The sequence below is a fragment of the Tenacibaculum litoreum genome, from assembly GCF_964513915.1.
GTDB classification, from domain to species: domain Bacteria; phylum Bacteroidota; class Bacteroidia; order Flavobacteriales; family Flavobacteriaceae; genus Polaribacter; species Polaribacter litoreum.
The window spans coordinates 1,157,065-1,176,510 of the sequence record NZ_CAZEQS010000003.1 but is presented as its reverse complement, the minus strand read 5'-3'; the positions used below and the strand labels follow the sequence as shown (position 1 = coordinate 1,176,510).

8 protein-coding genes are annotated in these 19,446 nt (G+C 33.0%); 7 read left to right on the top strand and 1 reads right to left on the bottom strand.

What is annotated here, in order from left to right:
- The first annotated feature begins 10 nt into the window (after positions 1–10).
- Positions 11–1,240 (top strand): gliding motility-associated C-terminal domain-containing protein, encoded by a 1,230-nt coding sequence (locus ACKTTR_RS11325; RefSeq protein ID WP_408027941.1) that lies wholly within the window; start codon positions 11–13, stop codon positions 1,238–1,240.
- 4 nt (positions 1,241–1,244) lie between these two features.
- A complete protein-coding gene (locus ACKTTR_RS11320; protein ID WP_408027940.1) occupies positions 1,245–2,168 on the top strand; it encodes a PorP/SprF family type IX secretion system membrane protein in 924 nt (307 codons plus the stop codon).
- A gap of 83 nt (positions 2,169–2,251) precedes the next feature.
- Here the strand turns inward: ACKTTR_RS11320 and ACKTTR_RS11315 are convergent, their stop codons facing one another.
- Positions 2,252–2,419 (bottom strand): hypothetical protein, encoded by a 168-nt coding sequence (locus ACKTTR_RS11315; RefSeq protein WP_408027939.1) that lies wholly within the window; start codon positions 2,417–2,419, stop codon positions 2,252–2,254.
- Between the two features lie 323 nt (positions 2,420–2,742).
- On the opposite strand from ACKTTR_RS11315, the gene ACKTTR_RS11310 reads away from it, so the two are divergent.
- From ACKTTR_RS11310 to ACKTTR_RS11290, 5 genes are all read left to right on the top strand, one after another.
- Entirely contained in the window at positions 2,743–3,102 is a 360-nt protein-coding gene (locus ACKTTR_RS11310; RefSeq protein WP_408027938.1) for a hypothetical protein, read from the top strand.
- On the top strand, positions 3,059–3,496 hold the full coding sequence (locus ACKTTR_RS11305; RefSeq protein ID WP_408027937.1) for a hypothetical protein: 438 nt from the start codon (positions 3,059–3,061) through the stop codon (positions 3,494–3,496). The genes ACKTTR_RS11310 and ACKTTR_RS11305 overlap by 44 nt, the downstream gene beginning before the upstream one ends.
- A gap of 114 nt (positions 3,497–3,610) precedes the next feature.
- Positions 3,611–7,294, top strand: a complete 3,684-nt coding sequence (locus ACKTTR_RS11300) for a hypothetical protein (RefSeq protein ID WP_408027936.1) — start codon at positions 3,611–3,613, stop codon at positions 7,292–7,294.
- 3 nt (positions 7,295–7,297) lie between these two features.
- Complete coding sequence (locus ACKTTR_RS11295; RefSeq protein WP_408027935.1) at positions 7,298–8,659, top strand: hypothetical protein; 1,362 nt, start codon at positions 7,298–7,300, stop codon at positions 8,657–8,659.
- Positions 8,660–8,679: 20 nt separating this feature from the next.
- Positions 8,680–19,431 (top strand): LysM peptidoglycan-binding domain-containing protein, encoded by a 10,752-nt coding sequence (locus ACKTTR_RS11290; RefSeq protein ID WP_408027934.1) that lies wholly within the window; start codon positions 8,680–8,682, stop codon positions 19,429–19,431.
- Positions 19,432–19,446: the final 15 nt, after the last annotated feature.

The following is a 19,446-nucleotide window of genomic DNA, read 5'->3' as shown; positions in this document are numbered from 1 at the left end:
GTTGATAATTATGAAAGAAAAAATATTCTCATCAATAATTATGTGTTTTGTTATATCAGTAAAAGCTCAGACTACAAACACAGGAACTCTTTATATTTCTGAAAATACATTGGTAAGTGTTCATGAAGATATACTTATAAAAGATTATGGAGCAATTACAAATGATGGCGATTTGTATGTGTTGAAAAACTTTACAAATAATGGAAAGTTTAAGTTTTCTAACAATAAAATAACTGGATTTACAAGTTTTGTAGGTAATGAAAATCAAACTATTTCAGGAAGGGGAACCTCTAGCTTTATGTTTGTAGAATTCGACAACCAGTCAGCAGGTTTAGCTTTTAACATAGATAAAGAAATAGAAATAGTAGGAACTACGTTTTTTGAAAATGGTATTTTGAAAGCTGAAGAAAATGGAATGGTTACTTATTTAAATGGAGCAACGAATACAGGAGTTAGTAATAAGAGTTATGTGAATAATAAAGTACAAAAAAGAGGAAATGAAGGTTTTACTTTTCCTGTTGGAGACTATAAATCGCAAACTTTTGTTCCTAGGGTTGTAACTATATCACCTCCTTCAGATCCAGATACAAATTTTTATGTCTGTTTTAATTGGGAAAAGGCAAATATTGATTTCGATAAAAAAGAAGAAGATATTGGTTTAATAAATATGAATGAGTTCTGGGAAATTCAAAATAAATCTAATGAAGAATTGGTGGAGTTAACTTTAACATGGAGTAGTGTAACGACACCAGAAATTTTTTATTCAGACCCAAGTAAACTAATGATAGTACGATGGAATGGAGAAGAGTGGGTTAAAGAAAGAGAAAATGTATACATAGATACTCATAGTAAAAGTATAACAGCAAAAGCTTCAGGATATGGTATTTTTACATTAGCATGTGAAAAGAAAAGAGGAACTATTGATCCTGTTATAGACTTTTCTGCTTCAAATTCTTTTTCTCCAGACGGAGATGGTGTTAACGATGAATTTGTAATACCAGGTTTGTCAGAAGCATATCCTAAATTTAAAATAAAAATATACAATAGGTATGGTAATGTAGTCTATGACTATAGTAATAATAATGAGTTAAATCCAACATGGTGGGATGGGAAGTCGCATGGTAGGTTAACATTAACAGGAGACCAAAAAGCAATGCCAGCGGCCACATATTGGTATGTAGTAGATTTTAATGATGGCATAACAAAACCATACCAAGGCTGGTTATATTTAAATAAATAGCTATATGAAAAAGAAAATATATATAATACTACTAGTTTTACTAGTAAGTATAAGTAGTAAAGTATTTGCTCAACAAGATCCTCAATACACTCAATATATTTATAATATGGCGGTTATTAACCCAGCTTATGCAGGTAGTAAAGAAGGAATAAGTTTAGGATTACTAGCACGATCACAATGGGTAGGTGTTAGTGGAGCACCAAAGACATTTAGTGGGTTTATACATAGTCCAGTAAGTAGAAAAGTAGGGTTGGGGTTATCTTTAATTCATGATAAAATAGGTCCCGTAAGTGAAACACATGCTTATGCCGACTTTTCTTTTACTATAAATACATCAGAGAAAGCTAAGTTAGCTTTTGGGTTAAAAGGAGGAGCAACTTTTCAACAAATAGGGCTGTTAACGTTAAATCAAGTAGAATCGAATGATCCTAAATTTAACCAGAACAGTAATAAAACACATCCAAATTTTGGTGTAGGAGCATTTTATTACCAAGAAAAATTTTATCTAGGAATTTCTATACCTAACTTATTAGAAACATTACATTTTGAAAGGTCGAATGGAAAAATAACCAAAGCATCCGAAAAGATGCACAGTTTTTTAACAGCAGGATATGTGATAGATTTAAAGAATAAATTTCAGTTAAAACCATCAACACTAGTTAAGTACGCAGATTCAGCACCTTTGTCATTGGATTTATCATTAAATTTATTATGGAATAATAAAGTGGAATTCGGAGTGTCTCATAGATTAGATGATTCATGGAGTGGAATAGTTAATTTTAAAATTAAGAAAAATCTACAATTAGGTTACGCTTATGACTACACTGTATCTAACTTAGGAGAGTTTAGTTCTGGTTCACATGAATTTTTACTATTGTTTGATTTTAAATCAGGAGAAGATACCTATAAACAACCAAGGTTTTTTTAAATTTAAGAAGACTTTATATCTCAAATTTTTAACTGTAGAAAACTATAAAAGCTGTTTTTAAACAGCTTTTATAGTTTTTAGTTTTAGGCCCATAAACCACAACACTCACCACTAATAGGCATAAGACAAGTAGTAGCTTCTCTAGGAGCAGGAATGCATAAATCTGTAACAGGATCATCACCACCTCCATTGATAAATTGTTGCTCATTTTTGTTTAAGATAGAACCTAAGTTCAAAATGTTTTTAATCATAACTTTAGTTTTTAGAATCTAAAAATAATAAGTCAATAGAAGGAAACTGCGTAAATAACCGTAAAATAAGTAAGGTGTTCTCGTACTTTATATAATAAAATGAGCTTGAAGCAAATAAGATTAAAATTATTATAAGAACACTTGTTTGTAATTTGTTTTATTTCAGTGTATTATGTTTTTTTTGTTAGTAAAGCGATAAGAAAACACTTGTATCAAAATTATAGTCATTAATACTTGGTATTATTACGTTCGTAGTTTTTTTAAAAAAACAAAGTAAATAAGAACTTAACTTCGTTACCACTAACTAATTAAACTTTTAAATTATGTCAACAACGGCAACACAAAACCCAGTAATTAACCAACAAGGTTCAGCAGCTATAGATTCAGGTCAATTTGCAACTTGGAATACAGCAAATGGTTCACAATCTACTCTTACTATTACAAATTCTAGTAGAGCTAATACACTAACTTTTACAATAGCAGGTGCGCCTGCAGGTGTTACTTGTTATGATAATGGAGCTACCAAACCTGCTAATGGATTATTTAATATTCCGCCAAATTCACCTTCTTATAGTGTGGTGTGTAATGGGAATTTTGCAGGTGCGCAGGTAACCATTTCTAATATTACTAACGCTCAGAATGATGCAACTGCAGAAATTCAGGCGCAAACAACACAAGGTTAATAAAAAAAAAGGATTGTATATAAAGTATACAATCCTTGCTTTTTTTGTATTTGCGAGTAGTACAGTATCTTCTCAAAGTATTACAAAATCCAAACTGGATACGATTGTACTTTTAAAGAATGAATATGCTGTATTAGACACCAATAACGGGTCTCAATGTATTTGTTATATTAATAATATTAGTAAAGCTCAGCAGGCTACTGTTGTTAATACAGGAGATACTAATAATGTAAAATTTAACGATAGCACCTCGTTTAATGGTATTCATATTTTAAAGATTAGACAGCAGCTAATAGCTGTAGCTGATTTTAAAGGGAGTCAACTAATTGTATCCAATTTATCACCCTATGATGTAATAGTGATTGTTTCCATATTATGTCCTAAGGATGATTAGTTCTAAGAGTATCATAATGCTTTTTTTAGCAGAGTGTTTTCTATTTCTCATTTTTGATACTTATACTTTATTGTACTGCCAAGCTATTTTTTACACACAAATTATTTTATTACTATGGGATCAACTCTACAAGATACCGAGGGCATTATATTTAGTAATGCGAGCTCTGGAGATTCGTCATTGTATACTAACTTAACTCCAGAACTTAATGAATGGTCTGCCATAGTACTACCAGAAGATTCAACCTATAAAGAATCTACACTTACTTTATCAAAAGCAAAAAACCTTTCTGTTTATTTTCTTTTTGCTGAAAAAGCTCCTGATGATGAAAATATTACTAAATATATAAACGAAGTAAGAGCTTATTTACAAAAGTATAGAGAAAACTTTTCAAATAATATAACTACAGCTTGGTTGTTAGATGTAAACTCAAAACCAACGGGTGAAAATGTTATAGCAATTAACTTTTATGTGAACTCTCAGAATGTAATCAAGGTTAGCCAAACTTTTAATTATACCATGGGAAATGGTTTTGCAACATTATCTATTAGAAATAATACTGAAGTAGCTTTTATTCCAGATGGAGCAGCTACACAAATACAATTAAGTTACGATTTAAACAGTCCCAATATATCTTTTAATAGTAAAGAATTTGGAAGTGATACGTTGCTTAATAAAGACATAGCTATAGCATTTACTCAATATAATTGTGGTGCATTTAGTTTTCCAATAGGATTTAATTTAGAAAGTGATTTTAAGGCTTTTTATTCAGAAACTTGTTACTACCATACAGAACCAACAGACAAGAGTATTGAAAAATATAGTTATCCTATTTTCAAACCTCAATCTGATGTAGAGTATGCAATGACTCAAGCGGCTATTGATCCTTTAGATATAGGAAATAAAAAAGGGTTAAATACTTATTTTGCGTTTACAGGAAGCATTTTTAATAGTAGTTCAGGAAAATCGACATCTTGCTACTTACCTAGCTTTTTTTCAATAAATACAGGACATTCTATTACTTTATGGCCAAAAATCAATTTAATTGAAAACACGAATCCTTCTAACAACTTAACTCCATTGCCTAATAGTTCCTTATTACTTATTTCTCCCAGAGATATTAATGAAACAGAGCGATTTTACTTACAACCTGAAGGTGATTTTTTTCTAGATCCAGAATCAGACCAAGTAGATGAAAATGGTCAATTTGATTTTCTACCAGGGTTGTCGGGAACAGAAACTATCTCCTTTACACCTTATTCCATTAAAGATGGAACTCCTGTTGGAGATGTATTACGATTTAAAAGTAAACAACCAGCTTACGCTCCAAATTTTCCTGCACAAGAACTTTCTCTGGTAAATCCAGGAACCAATAATCCAACTTTAGAAAATAAATATTTAACAGGATGGTGTAATATTATATCTGATGTAGCTGAGAATGTTCAATATGTTTCTCAGCCTGAAGGGGCTTCTTTATTTGCTAAAGATCATGGAGTAAGTCAGGTCATTATGGGTAAATCTAATTTACTAGGGTTTTATGAACCTAGTGTAGACATGCCTCAACAAGATTTTTATGTCCCTATTGTTCCATACTTGGCAGTTGAAGCGGATTCTCAAAAACCAGGAAACGATAATTTAACTAGTTTTGAATCTGAAGTACTTAGTAAAGAACGAAAAACACTTATAGCAGCACAATTAACTACGCAAAGAGCATCAAAAAGTGCAAGTAAAAGAAAAAGACTTTTGAGTAACGTAGATGGTAGTTATACAAGTTCTACAACTCCGCAAGGATTAATAGCAAATGTAAATAACAATGGAGCTTGGAGTTTACTCAACTTAGGACAAAATGATATTCATCAGGGGGCTACACCTGAATATATGTATCCTGAAAACCAAATACCAACTGCGCCTGCTCAATACCAGATGAGCTTTGTTAATCTATCTACTACATTACAAAGTGCTTTTTTAACCAATCAGCAGTTTTTAGTAGCAACTCAAAACAATCATTTGGGAGCACTATTTTCTAAAAGTGGAGAACAAGGAGGGCAAACTACAGCAGAAGCAATATTTAATAATAAAATGTCAATTGAAGATTGGCCATTTGATATTAATGTAGGAACAACAAACACTTATGCCGATTATAATAATGTAGTTATTTTTAAATTTTGTAAAGGCACATTAATAGATAGAGTTAAAGACCCAAAGACTTGGACACAACCTAACACTTTTAATACAGAAGGAGTAGAAGATCCAGCGAATGCATATCAGCAGTTAATTGCAATATCTTCATGGGTACAGGATTATATAGCAGAAGCAGAAAAAGCTTATCAATATGGGTTAGAACACCCAGAAAGTAATCAGGCAATTCTGTATGAAAAGTTCCATAATATTATAAACAATAAAGATTGGAACGGAATATTGGTGCTCAAAGCCGATATTGATTTACAAGAATTTCCTCAACAATTAAAAGGATTGATTTCTGGTATTGACTTGACTAGATTTAATGCACATCATTTTGGAATAGAAGTCAATAAAGTAAATGCTGAAGATAAAATTCAAATGCAAAAAAAGAGTTCTCTTTTCGGACTCATTAATTATCTAGATACAGCTTATCAGCAACAATTATTACAAGGGTTAAATATAAATAAACCTGTACCTCCTTTAGCTGGAGCTACTTATAACTTTAAAGTGCTTCAGTTACAAGTTCTTTTTGAAAATACAGCGATAAAATTTTTCCAAAGTAAGGTGCAATTAACGATGAACAATTTATTTTCTGATACCGTTATAGGTACCAATAATAAATATGGTTCTAAAACTTTAAATACAGTAGTGCTTGATGGTACATACCAAGATCATGATGGCACACCAGTATATGTGTTTGAAAATAAAGATGATAACTTGTTTTATTTTGATAGCAACCTTCTTAAAAATGTAGAAATTACCAAAATTCAGTTTAATACATTAACAACCGATCCAAAAGCAACTTATATAGAATCTAGTTTTGCAATGTGGGGGTATTTAAACTATGCAGTAATGCAAACAACCACACCTGCAACAAATGAAACTGAAGAAAAAACAATTGTTATGGATGCTTTTTCTTTTGGTAATGGTGATGGTAAAGATACAGACATCATAGATGGTTTAAGTTATAGCAACTTATATATTGATATGGCTTTTGATATCAGTACACCAACAGTAGTAGACTACGCTTTTGATGCTTCAAAAATAGTATTTAACTCAGATCTTAGTACGACTAGGCAGCTAAGTTTATATCCTAATTTTGCATTACAAATTAATAATCTTGTTAGTGGAGATAAGGACACTAAACCTTCTAGTTTAGGATATCTTAATTTAAGTTTGCCAGGAATCAATACTACTGGGCTTTCAGAAGATTGGTATGGACTAGAAATGACTTTAAATATGGGAACTCCCGGTGAATTAGCGGCGTCATTAGATTTTAATGCTAGTTTACTGATTGCATGGAGCCCAGGGAATAAAGCTACCGATACTTCCTATAACGCATTTGTAGGAATAAAACTCCCAGGAACCAGCAGTAATGCTAAACTTCTTAGTCTACAAGGAGTCTTAAAATTATCTATTGATACTTTAAAATTAGAATATGTAGAAGCTCAACAATCATATTTAATGACATTGAGTAAAATAGCATTAAAATTTTTAGGAATTCTCAAACTACCACCAGGAGGAAGTACCAATTTTTTACTTTTTGGAAACCCAAATCCAGGTGCTACTGCCAAAAGTTTAGGATGGTACGCTGCATATAATAAAACTAAATCATAGATCATGGCAAGAGTACTCTATTGGAATATACAGCAGTTTGGTATTAATAAAATTAATAATCCTTTTTTTAATAGAAGACAGATAGGTAGCACAATTAATATGCAGCAAGCTTCTACTCAAAGAGCACAATTAATATTGGATACAATGACATCAAATATTCCAGATATTTTTGTGGTAATAGAAACATCAACAGGAGGTGGAGTAGAAGGTTCTTTGATAACAGCAGGAGGGCAGCAAGGAGCTTTAGATTTATTAGCAAAAATAAGAGCAAATGCAGTATTAGGAGCAAATTGGATGCTAGTACCTCCGCTTATATTAGGTCAAGGAGGAGTAAGTGAAGGTATTTCTGTGTTTTATAACAGTGCTAATTTAAGCTTTACTGGTCCATGGGGTTGGCAAGGAGCTGCAAATCCTTCTGATTCGGTAGCCAATATCGGAATAGGAAACTTAGTCGGATATGCAGCTCCCTGGAATAATTGTTTACCAGCAGTAGCTGTCCCAGGAGGGTCAAATATTAATCCAGGAATTAATTCTAACCAACTTGCTGGTCAATGGCTTTTTACAGATAATGCCATGCCTCCTAACAGATTACAGTTTCCAGGAATTGGAAATCGACCACCATATTTAACCACATTTTGGGATGCAGCTAATGCCAGAACTATTAAGCTATTAGCATATCATGCCCCTCCAAATTTTGGTCCTGCTGCTAATGGAACCAATCAACTCTCTAATGTCAGAGAAATGACAAACAACCTTGCGGCCAATGAAGCAGGAGTAATTGTAGGAGATTTTAATGTGAATATTTTCAATGCTTACTTTGAGCCTATTGCATATAATAATCTAACAGGAGCTGCTGGGTATACTCGTCAAATCAACCCCACTGCAGCAGTCTTTCCAGATCAAGGATATGTTTTTACTCATATGAAACATAAATACAAAAATGGAGCGACTCCTTGGGAGACCAATGGATATCCAGCGTATGGTTATTTGGGAAGTAATAATCATTTTGCTGGCTATGATAGCATCGATAACGTATTAACACGGTATGGAGCTGCTGCAGGAGGACCTGCTGCCAATATCACCATTGTTAACAGAATAACTGGATCTCCATACAATGCAGTAATGCCTACTCCTGGTGGAGCCCCTCCGGGTCATTATGCTTATACTACAGGAATGGCTCAAATACCTGTTGGTATGGCTAATGCAGGATCTCCAGTAGCCTTACCATTGCCCCCTAATGGGCCTAATGGAGATGGAGGTTATACTCCAGGGAATATAGGAGCTTTAAGAAGGTTTCTAGGATGGGATAATTATGGTAAAATAAGAAGTGCCAGCGATCATCTTCCTTTAATTATAGATATATAACAATATACACACCTTGTATTATGAGTCTTTCTAATTTAACAACCACTTTTAGAGATCAGGCAGCTGCTAATAATGGAAACATCACTATTAATGCTGCTACTTTTTCTGCTTCTCAATTAACACCTCCAGAAAATTTAGATGAGTTATTATCTAAAGGATATCAGTTAGCTGAAGGAACTTTTTTATTGATAGATACGTCAGAAACATCTATTCCAGATCCAGCAGGGGATACATTGACCATAAGTAATGCTAAAGCAAACGTTTTAAATGTAGAAAAAACTAATACAGATGTTATTTTAAAGGTTGTTGTTAACGAGAAAGGAGAAGCTCAGTTTACTATACAAATCGCATTAAGTGATTGGACTTTTAAGACTAGTTGGGAATATATGACAGGTGGTGTTTTTGATGGTTTACCCTATACTTCACCAGCTTTTGTGTTTAGTACAGAACAAAAGGATAATTTTAAATGGCAAAATTCAGACATCCCTTTAGTTGAAGGGCAGAATTTCTCTGCTATGATAACTCTTACAGATTGGTTAGCTAATGTTGTTGATTTTTTAACATCATGGTCGGTAAGTACAAAACTTCCTTTAACAGGGATGTTAGATCCATCAAAAGTAGACAATGAGCAGTATTTATATCCTGATATGGATCTTATTGTACCTATAGATGTTACTCCTATATCCTTATTATTTTTAGAAGTAAGTGATCCTGCCGTAGGTTTCAAGATAGAATCTGTTGAAGAAACCACAGAGGAAGATTCTGAACCAATAACAGAAGTACAACAAACACCTCTTTTATATTTTCAATTACAATTACATTTAGGAGAAAATATCCAAATGGATTTTACAACAAGCATAGCTCCCAAAACTAATACTTTTGATATTGCTGTGGCTTCAACTCCTCAAAAACCACTTACACCATTAAATATGTTTTCATTAATGGCTGGAAATAATTGGTTCAGTAATATCCCTCCAACATTGCAACAGTATTTAAATAGTATTGCATTCAAAGGGTTTACAACTTCCTTAAACTTTACTAATGGGGTACAAATAAATAGTGTTTCAGCACAAGTGGGGTCAGTTGGTACATGGAACCTCTTTGATAATTTTTCGGTTGAAGAGTTTGATGTAAACTGGTGGATATTAGGACCAGGAACAATCAATGCTCAGAGTATCTTTTTCTCATCAAGAGTAAATTTTTTTCCAACCATATTCAAAGGAGGTTTTGATGTAGAAATTACTTCTGATCTTACTTTATCAGCAGCTTTTGATGGAACTGTTTCAATTAATGATTTATTAGCAGCCATAACAGGCGGTTTTATAAAAATACCAGAAAGTTTGGTAAGTGTAGTATTTACAGGGTTTGGTATTGATATGGATATCAATAGTAAATACTATGCATTTTTTGCATCAGGAGATATTGAAATGAACCTTATTACCAATATATCATTAACTGATGCAGCATTACAACTTACCTCTACTTCTCCAGTAACAGGAACAGGTTCAAATGTATATACAGCTGCTATTAGTGGTCTTTTCTCTATAGGAGATTTAAGATTGCAATCAGCAGTAAATTATAATTCTTCAGCAGAAGATGGTGGGTGGGATTTAAGTATAAACATGCCTGCAGGTGACAAGTTAAACTTAGGGCAATTGATGGATGGATTGTTTAAAAAAGTGGGCTTTGAGTTGCCTACTAGTTTTTTACCAGCAGATTTGTCAATTACTAGTTTTGATTTAACCGCAGATATTCCAAATGGAGAGGAAAAAGGTTCTTATGAAGTTAAAACGAGCATAGAGTGGAAGTTCACTTTCCCTATAATTAATCAGAGAATTGATATTGCTGCAGCGTTAGCCTTAAAGTTTGATGCAACCAAAGCAGCAGGAAAACAATATTCTGGTGGTGTAATGGGAAGTGTTTTACTTGAATATTTTAATGCAGAAGTTAAGATTGGTTATAATTTTGATGGTGATGACCAATTATTAATGATTGAATGGGAAGGATTTATAGCGAAATATAATGTTGCGGGAGAAAGTAGAACGATCATTTTTGAGATTAAAAACTGGAGTGTAGGGTCGTTACTAACTTCATTTATGAAGATGTTGTTCGATCCTAACTTTGAATTAGATGCTCCATGGGATATACTCAATAAAATAAGTTTAGACGGATTTAAGGTTACTTATGATTTAGATACTAAGGAGGTAGTAGTAGATTATAAATTACCAAAAAGCCTTGATTTAATATTCATTACAATTAATGGTATTAAGCTAACAAAAAATGCACAAGGCGTTCAAATAGCATTTGATGGTAGTTCAGTAGTACCTGCTATTAACGACAGTAATGTCTTTAACAAAGAAAAAGGACAAGATGTAAAAGATATGCCAGAAGTTCCAGGTCAAGGAACACAGTATTTTGAGTTACGCTTATTAGCAATGGGACAACATGTTGAGCTAAATAATGCAGCTCAATACCAATCAATAAAAGAAGTTACAGATGCTATGGAGAAAGCATTTGATACTCCAGAAAAAGGCAAAGTACCTATTGGTCCTGGTTCAGGAAACTCGTTACTTTCATTTAATGAAAATTCAAATTGGTTAATAGGTACCGATTTTGGAATCCTTAATGTAGGTACCAAAGAAAAACCAGTATGGACATTAGAAATGCAAGCGGTATTCAACGACCCCAACTTATACGGTTTACGAATTGCCATGGCGGGTGACAAAGCTAAAATTTTTGCAGGCTTGGATTTTGAGATTATGTATAAAAAAATCTCAGATGGTGTAGGTGTATATCAAATAGCGCTTACACTACCAGACGCTTTGAGATATTTGCAGTTCGGAGCAGTTAATATTACACTTCCTTCTATTGCTTTAGCTATTTATACCAATGGTGATTTTATGGTAGATATAGGATTTCCGTATAAACTTGATTTTTCAAGATCCTTTACCATACAAGCTATTGTACCACCAGGAATTCCAGCAATGGGATCAGGAGGTTTTTACTTCGGAAAATTAAGCAGTGCTACTACCAAAAAGGTACCACAAACTAATTATGGTAATTTTAATCCAGTAATTGTTTTTGGAATTGGTTTACAGGTAGGTGTTGGTTATAGCGTTAATTACGGAGTGTTAAAAGCAGGATTTAGTATTACAATTTTTGGTATTTTAGAAGGAGTAATTGCTACATATCATCCATATCAAGGAGCTCTTCAAGAGAACAATAAGACAGAAGTAGAAACTTCTTACTACTATTGGTTACAAGGAACTCTTGGGTTAATTGGTAAACTGTATGGTTCTTTAGATTTTGGAATTATTTCGGCATCTGTAAATATTACCATAAAAATATATGCTCAAGCAACTTTAGAAGCTTATAACAAAATGCCTCTGGCTATTGTAGCTTCAGTAGATGTACAAGTCTCAGCAAAAATAAATTTAGGATTATTCTCTATTAAAATTAACTTTAGCTTCAAGGCAGAAATACGAACAGATCTTACTATTGGTACAGATCAAACAAGTATGGCTCCATGGAACAGGCAACTTTCAGAATCTGTTGATGGTAGAGCTTTGGTATATGCAGCAAAATCAAGCCTACTGTCGGAGTTACCGATCAAAGACATGCATTACAGCTCTAAATTAATGGTAAGTATAGAAGAGAAGTCACCTAGACTAAATATCTATTTTATTCCACACTTAACTGTTGCTGGATCAGAAAGCGGGGATTTAAAGAGTCAAACAGCTCAGTATGTCACTTCACTTTGGATTGATGCTCCTGATGCAGAAAATCCAGATAGTACTGTTACTTCGTCGTTTGAATATTTAAGTCAAGACTTTTTTAGATGGTTAATACAAAACTATGCAGATGAAACAGCTACAGAAAGTACGAGAGCTACGGCAGACGAATTAGCAGTTTCTGCGGCCGATTTACAGCTATTACTAGCTCTGTTATCAAATGAAGATACTCCATTACCAATTCCTACAGATAAACTATTATCATTCCTTGAAGATACATTTGAGGCAGTGAACATTCAAAACGTTACAGAAAGTACAAAACCCGAAACAGCAGCCGTATTCCCAATGTTTTTCGATTTAGAATTATCTGTTCCAGATGCAGGAGTTGATGTTGATTTTAGCACGTATAATATGGCAACAGATGAGTATTTATCTGAAGTTAAAAAATGGTTTAATGAATTAGCTGTAAAAGTATCTGAAGAAAATACTGACGCAGCCCTGAAAAAAAGTGCATCAGTAGAACATTCTTTATCAACATTTGTTTTTGAAGACTATTTTGTACTTATAGGAAAGCAACTTATAGGGTACGCAGAAGATGCATTAAAAAATTACACATATCCATTATCTAAAGGTAACAGTCTAAATGCCATGGCAAACTGGGCTAATAGTATAAGTACTTCTGATGGAACAACCAATGCTGTTGAGGTAAGTGACCTTTCTAAGGCCAACCAATCTCACCCTTTAAATGGTGGAATTGATATTCAAATTACAGGAGTAATGTACACTATTCTTAATGGTGATAATTTTGTTTCTATTGGAGCTAAATACGCCCTAGAAACAGCATTACTGATTACACAAAATACAACCATCCCAGGATTATTACAGGTTCAAGAAATTACGTATGACGCTAAGACTTATACAGTAAAAGCAACTGATACTATTGACGAGGTAGCTACAGGATTGCAAACTACCGTAGCAGATTTAGCAAATGATTCAAGTTTTCAGAAAAATACACTTTTAACTACGGAGGCAAACTTGATTATTGCAGCTGCAAATTATACAGCAAAAAGTGAAGATACCTTTACTAATATAGCTAGTACTATATTTAATAATATTTCAGTTTCAGACTTATTACTACAAAACCAATCTGTTCCAGGACTATTTATATCAGGTAATTCATTTGTTTATGATAATATTACTTATGAAATTGTACCTGGAGATACTTTAACAGGTATAGCAAAAAAACTAAGTACTCCTGATAATACAGTAACAGTAAATGATCTTGCTAATGATGCAGAAGTTCAATCATTGCAAGTACAACCATTGGGGGTATTATTAATTCAACCTTTCGTTCATATAACTGCTACTTTTAGTAATCCAGATGATGCAGAAACCTTAGGTAAAATAGCTCAAAAATATAACACAACCTCTAAGGTTTTAGGAACAAGTTATCATAACCAACAGGTCAATAATTTATTTTATGATTCTGATAATTACAGTACAGCAAACATACCAGAATTAAGATGCTTAGATGTACAAAGTATATTAGATTATTTCAAAGCAAAACAATCATATACACAATTATCAGGTATGGTATCGAGATACCAACTTCATGGAATGAGGTTGCCAACTACCTTACCAGGTTTAACACTCAATGCAAACTCTCCATGTGCAGGTGATGATTGTGCATTATATAGATTAACAGGACAGCAATTTGAAATACCAAGTGATGTTAAAGAAGGATTTACGATTAATTTAATCAATACTACATTAGATTGGTTACAATTTAACGGAGAGGTTCCTTCAGGAGATCCTAAAAAAGCTACACTACCAATACAGTTAACTCCAGAAGATATATCACAAATAGCTACTGTGGTTACTTATGCTCAACAAACAGGTATTGAGCCAGATATTTTAAAACTGGCAGCTATGAAGCCTTATAATTTGATTCCTGTTCAATATACATTTCAAACAGTTACGCAATGGAGTACCTCAGGAGAGGTAAACCTTCCATATGGTAGTTTGGGAGGACAAACTGAAATATCTCCACTAATTTGGAATTTCCCATCAGGTCTTTTACAACAGATAGCGATACCTAAAAGAGCTGGCTCAGCTATGGATATTCAAATAGGAACGTATAATGCCACAACTGGAGTTATGGATTATAAAAACTCTGAGTATTATGGATGGTCTACACTTCTAGAAATAGACATTAAAAAGCAGGCTGACGACACTGCTCCAGGTACAAGTGCATTTACTTATGAGTTAATAGGAGCGAATGAATCAGGAACACAGGTTTTAGAAAGGTTATTAAGAGTTTTAGATCCTGATTATTCTAGAAGTAATAATAATCAAGGAGTAATTGAAGATATACAGTGGTTGTATGAAGGAAGTGATGGATTACTTTCTGTTGGAAACCTAAATATGAAAACGTTTATTGTTCAATCTAATTTATCAACAGAAACAAATCCAGTACAATTAAAATCATCACAGGAGGGTCGATTAATAGAAGAGGAGTCTGAAAAACCTAACGGAGTTTTAAATTCATTGTACGATTTTGTAAAACTATTATGGGAATGTAGTATTACGAGGTCTGGAGGATACTATTTATTATATAACGAAATTGAAGGAAATACAGGGTTCCCTGATACTATTTTTGACAGTTCAGGAAATGGAACAATTTCACTATTAGTTACTTATAGCAATTCATATAATAATGTTCTTAAAGATTTTATGAACTGTGCTATAACGGGAGATAAAATTGATACGTCATCTTCTATTGTTTATGCAGAGTCTAAAGCTCAAAAAGATTTAACTTATACAACGACTTCAGCAAATGAAACGCTACAAAGCATTTCATCTCAATACAATATATTAATTAGTGAGCTCGCTAACCTTAATGAAACAGATGTAAAACTTAATACCTCAGCAAAACCAATTGTATTGGACGGATTGCAATATGAGGTTGGTCTTTCATCAGGTACACCTTCTAATAATTTAACTGCCATTGCAGAATATTTTAATGTAAATCCAGATGATGTTAAGAGCCTTAATCCAAATATTGACAATTGGGATAGTTTACCTGTGTGGCAATTGATAGAAATTCCTACAGTTACTTATCAAATAACAACAGATGAGGGTACACCAGGTAATACGATGCAGAGCATTGCTAATTATTATTTTATAGATGTTGATACATTATCTTTTATAATTAAAGATGCAGCTGTTTTTAATGTCAATACAACATTTAATATAATTGATCAGGTAGTTCATAAAGTATCATCAATACAGCAAGGTACAGCAGGTTTTGAGTTAAGTAGAACAAATCCGGGAACTCCTCCAGATAATCCAAGTGATGCTGGATATGCAGAAACCTATTTGAATAACTTATACAATTTATTAAGCTACCAGGTAGTTGCTAACAGATATTTTAACAAAAGTATTGTAGGTTTACCTTCTGGTCCGGCAAATAATAAAGACCAAAACGAAGAGAATACTAATTCGCCTTGGACTTATAATCAAGTAATTCCTATAGCACAGTATGCGATTGATAATCCTAACAACTCTTATCCAGAAGGATTCCCTCAAAAAGAAGACAATCCATATAGAGGTATAGGTAACACATTACAAATACATTTTGATTGGGTTGATTATTATGGAAATGAAACGGTAACACCGTTTAACAATCCAGAGTTGAATACAAAATCACCTCTTAATAATCCACCAGTAGCGGTAGGGTATCTTGATGAGTTAAAGGGGTTCTCACAATGGCCAAGTTTATTTATTACCTATGATGTAAGATTAGAGAATGATACTGATCGAGAATTATTATTGAATTTCTCTTTTGATGTTACACGATACCAAAGTACAGATGGTAAACCTTGTGTTTCTGACCCTAATAATCCAGATGCACCAGAGTATCAAAAAAATGCATTACATGACTTAGCTGTATATACCAACATATACTATCAAATTAATCAATTTAATCCTTATGTAGAAGATCAAAATACGGTTACACTTTCATTAAGCACTTCATTGCTACCAGGAATTGAAACAGATGTAGACTTAGCACCAATCAATAATTTTGTAAAAGAAATTTACGCTTATTTATATGCTATTGCTTATTGTCAAACAGTACCTACAGCTCCAACAATGAGTTCAATAAAACAACCAGTTGCAATAGAAAACTTGGAAACAGCTTCTATTTTTGAGCTAACAGTGGGATTACGTATGGAAAGAGACCTTTCTTTTGTTAACAACGATTTTAAAGATAGTCCATCGGTTACTTCAACTAATACAGTTGTTCAGCCTAATACTTATGTTCCTAATCTACAACAAGAAAATAGTGCAGGCGAGAAAGTTCAAAACCACTCATTAACAAAATTTGCGGTCAATTTTGAAAAAACATTCTATCAAGAAAATGAATACGTACTTAAAATAGCTACAGGTATAGATAAAGAGTTGGTTGGAAGTCAGAAAAATGAAGCGATTTACATTGTAAGAATGGGACTAAAACCAGGTAATGGTATTTATTGGAATGTTGAGCCAGCAGGTTCTTATGAACTTACAAACGATTCAATTTCTAAACTACCAAAATCAGGAGTTCCAGATTCTGTAATAGATAAACTTACTCCGTTAGTAGGAACTGTATATATGAGTAAAGCTAGTTTTGATGAAGCATTACAAGGAGTTCTTACCCAAGAAGAGTTTACCACATATAAGATACAGATCTATACTTATAGTTTATTAAATGCATCTTTTTATGCGCCTTTACCAATTTCTACTAGCTTAGTATCTAAAAAGGATGTTCCAATATGTTCTTATGTTACAGGTAAAGGGTTAGATTGTGAAAAAGGTACAGTAAAGAATTTTACTGATGTAGATATGGATATTTGGGGAAAACAATGTTTAGATGCAATTGACCTTTTCTTAAGTTCAGAATATGCGGTACCAGCATTTTTGGTAGACGAATTAAAATCTGAAGAAGAAAAAGAGTTTTTAAGATCTTTAAAAAGTGATGCTACATCTTACCTTGAAGCCATAACCAAAGCTAAATCATTACTGGCAGAAACTATTTCAACTAAGGTAGAGCCAATTCTTACAGCACCAGAAGTAAGTGAAACAAGAAAATTAAATGCTCAAGAAAAGTTTAAACAACAACTACTTATTCAGTTAGGAAATACTTATTCTGTTAATGCAGTGGTACAAATGGAAGTTACTGCCGAATCAGGAATAGCAAGAGAAGGCCAAAATCAGATAGCTCCTCGTTTATATGGTACCCCAAGTATTGTTAATAGTACAGAAGGAGATAGTAAACTGTATTCAATTTCTAATGCTAAAATACAGTTAGATTACGAAGATGGAGAAAAAACATCCGATATGTCTTTTATCTTTTCTACTAAAAACACAAAAGAGTTTACGACAGTACCTCTAGGAATGGATTATCAAATTACTCATGTTGAATTTGATATTACAGATGTGCCAGATGTAAAAGGATATCAAGCATCAAAATGGTTAACATTTATAGTACCTGTTAATTTAGCTGAAACAGTAGAACCTGATTTTGATAAATCTCCACTACAGCAGTCTTTAGGTACTGTAGATATTCCTATAGTTCTTCGTAATTATCCAAAACCACCAACGCTAACAACTCAAGAAGGTAAAGCAGTGTCAATAGTAGGTGATACAACGAAAGAAGTTCTTGAAAAAGCTTCAGAATGGAATTTCACGTACACTTACTCTGAAGATCAAGCAGCACAAGACCAAATTTATTCTGATATTAGGTTTAATACTTTTGATGGTCAAGATAATAACATACAAGCTAAAGGTAGCACTCGAGATTTATTCAACGATATGGCCCAAATGGTAAGCGTATGGTCATCAGTGTTAAATGATATGACTAAGTATTTAACTCTTATATCTCCTACATCTGATGATACTGATCCAAATCTTGACAAAGCATTTTACGCAATGCAAGCTATGGTGCAGTTAACTAATAATTTATCATTAGCTTGGGGTGAACACAACAAAAAAGCAATGCTATATAAAGCTTCTCAAGAGGAGGATATAGAAACTACAAGTGCTTATAATTTTATTATACAACAAAAAGAAGATCCACATTTTACTACTACTTGTGATTGCCAAGGAGGTGAAGAGTGTAAGCGTTTGGTAGTAAGTATAGTGCTTCCTCAAGATATGTCTGAAATAGATAAGCAGTTATTTATGAGTGAGTTTAAGCTGGCGGAGATTCCTAGTGCTCCATTAATTAACATAAATAATTATACAAGAGTACAAGCAACGGATGAATCTGGAACACCAATTGAAAATTCGTATTGGTACGTAAAAGACCCTAAAGCCAAAGTAAAGGAGTATTTAGGATATCCTTGTTCTTTCGAAATACCAAATAGAACAGTTGAGGTAAACGGATTAAATGTATTACAGTTCCAAAATACATGGGCAGGAATTGCTATAATTAGAAATGAAGGGTTGGTTGAAGATAACCCTACAAATCCAAAATTCATTTACAGAACCCCTTTAATTAGATTTTCTAACAAACTAATACCGTTGTTAAGTAATAATACTAAAATTAATATAGCTAAAATTTTAGATGAGAATGGAAGTAGTGTGTCTTTGTCAGAACATTTGGCAACATTCTTTAAAACATTTTTTACGTACGATCAATTACATCAACAAACAATTAAGGTAACAGGCTATTGGAATTACTATTTACAAGAAACAGCTAAAAGTGATTTACCACCGGTTCAATTACCAGTACTATTATACACACCTTTTTCTTTTAAAATTCCAGAAGATTATACAATACCAACTGTGGGATGTTCAGAAGAAATTACTTCTGATACACCTTTCGTATGTCAGTTAGCAAAAGCATTAGAAAAATGGTATGAAGATAAAAAGCCAACAACAACAGAAGCCTATTTTTCATTTGATTTGTCTGTATTCTCTGAAGTAACCGAAACACAGTTACCACTAATACAACTATCAAATTTAGTACTACCTTACAAGTACATAAAAAACTTATAAGAAAAGTATTTTAAA

Excerpts from the sequence above, each read along its gene's own strand:
- ACKTTR_RS11325 (WP_408027941.1), top strand. The coding sequence starts at position 11 with ATGAAAGAAAAAATATTCTCATCAATAATTATGTGTTTTGTTATATCA.
- ACKTTR_RS11320 (WP_408027940.1), top strand. The coding sequence starts at position 1,245 with ATGAAAAAGAAAATATATATAATACTACTAGTTTTACTAGTAAGTATA.
- ACKTTR_RS11315 (WP_408027939.1), bottom strand. The coding sequence starts at position 2,419 with ATGATTAAAAACATTTTGAACTTAGGTTCTATCTTAAACAAAAATGAG.
- ACKTTR_RS11310 (WP_408027938.1), top strand. The coding sequence starts at position 2,743 with ATGTCAACAACGGCAACACAAAACCCAGTAATTAACCAACAAGGTTCA.
- ACKTTR_RS11305 (WP_408027937.1), top strand. The coding sequence starts at position 3,059 with ATGATGCAACTGCAGAAATTCAGGCGCAAACAACACAAGGTTAATAAA.
- ACKTTR_RS11300 (WP_408027936.1), top strand. The coding sequence starts at position 3,611 with ATGGGATCAACTCTACAAGATACCGAGGGCATTATATTTAGTAATGCG.
- ACKTTR_RS11295 (WP_408027935.1), top strand. The coding sequence starts at position 7,298 with ATGGCAAGAGTACTCTATTGGAATATACAGCAGTTTGGTATTAATAAA.
- ACKTTR_RS11290 (WP_408027934.1), top strand. The coding sequence starts at position 8,680 with ATGAGTCTTTCTAATTTAACAACCACTTTTAGAGATCAGGCAGCTGCT.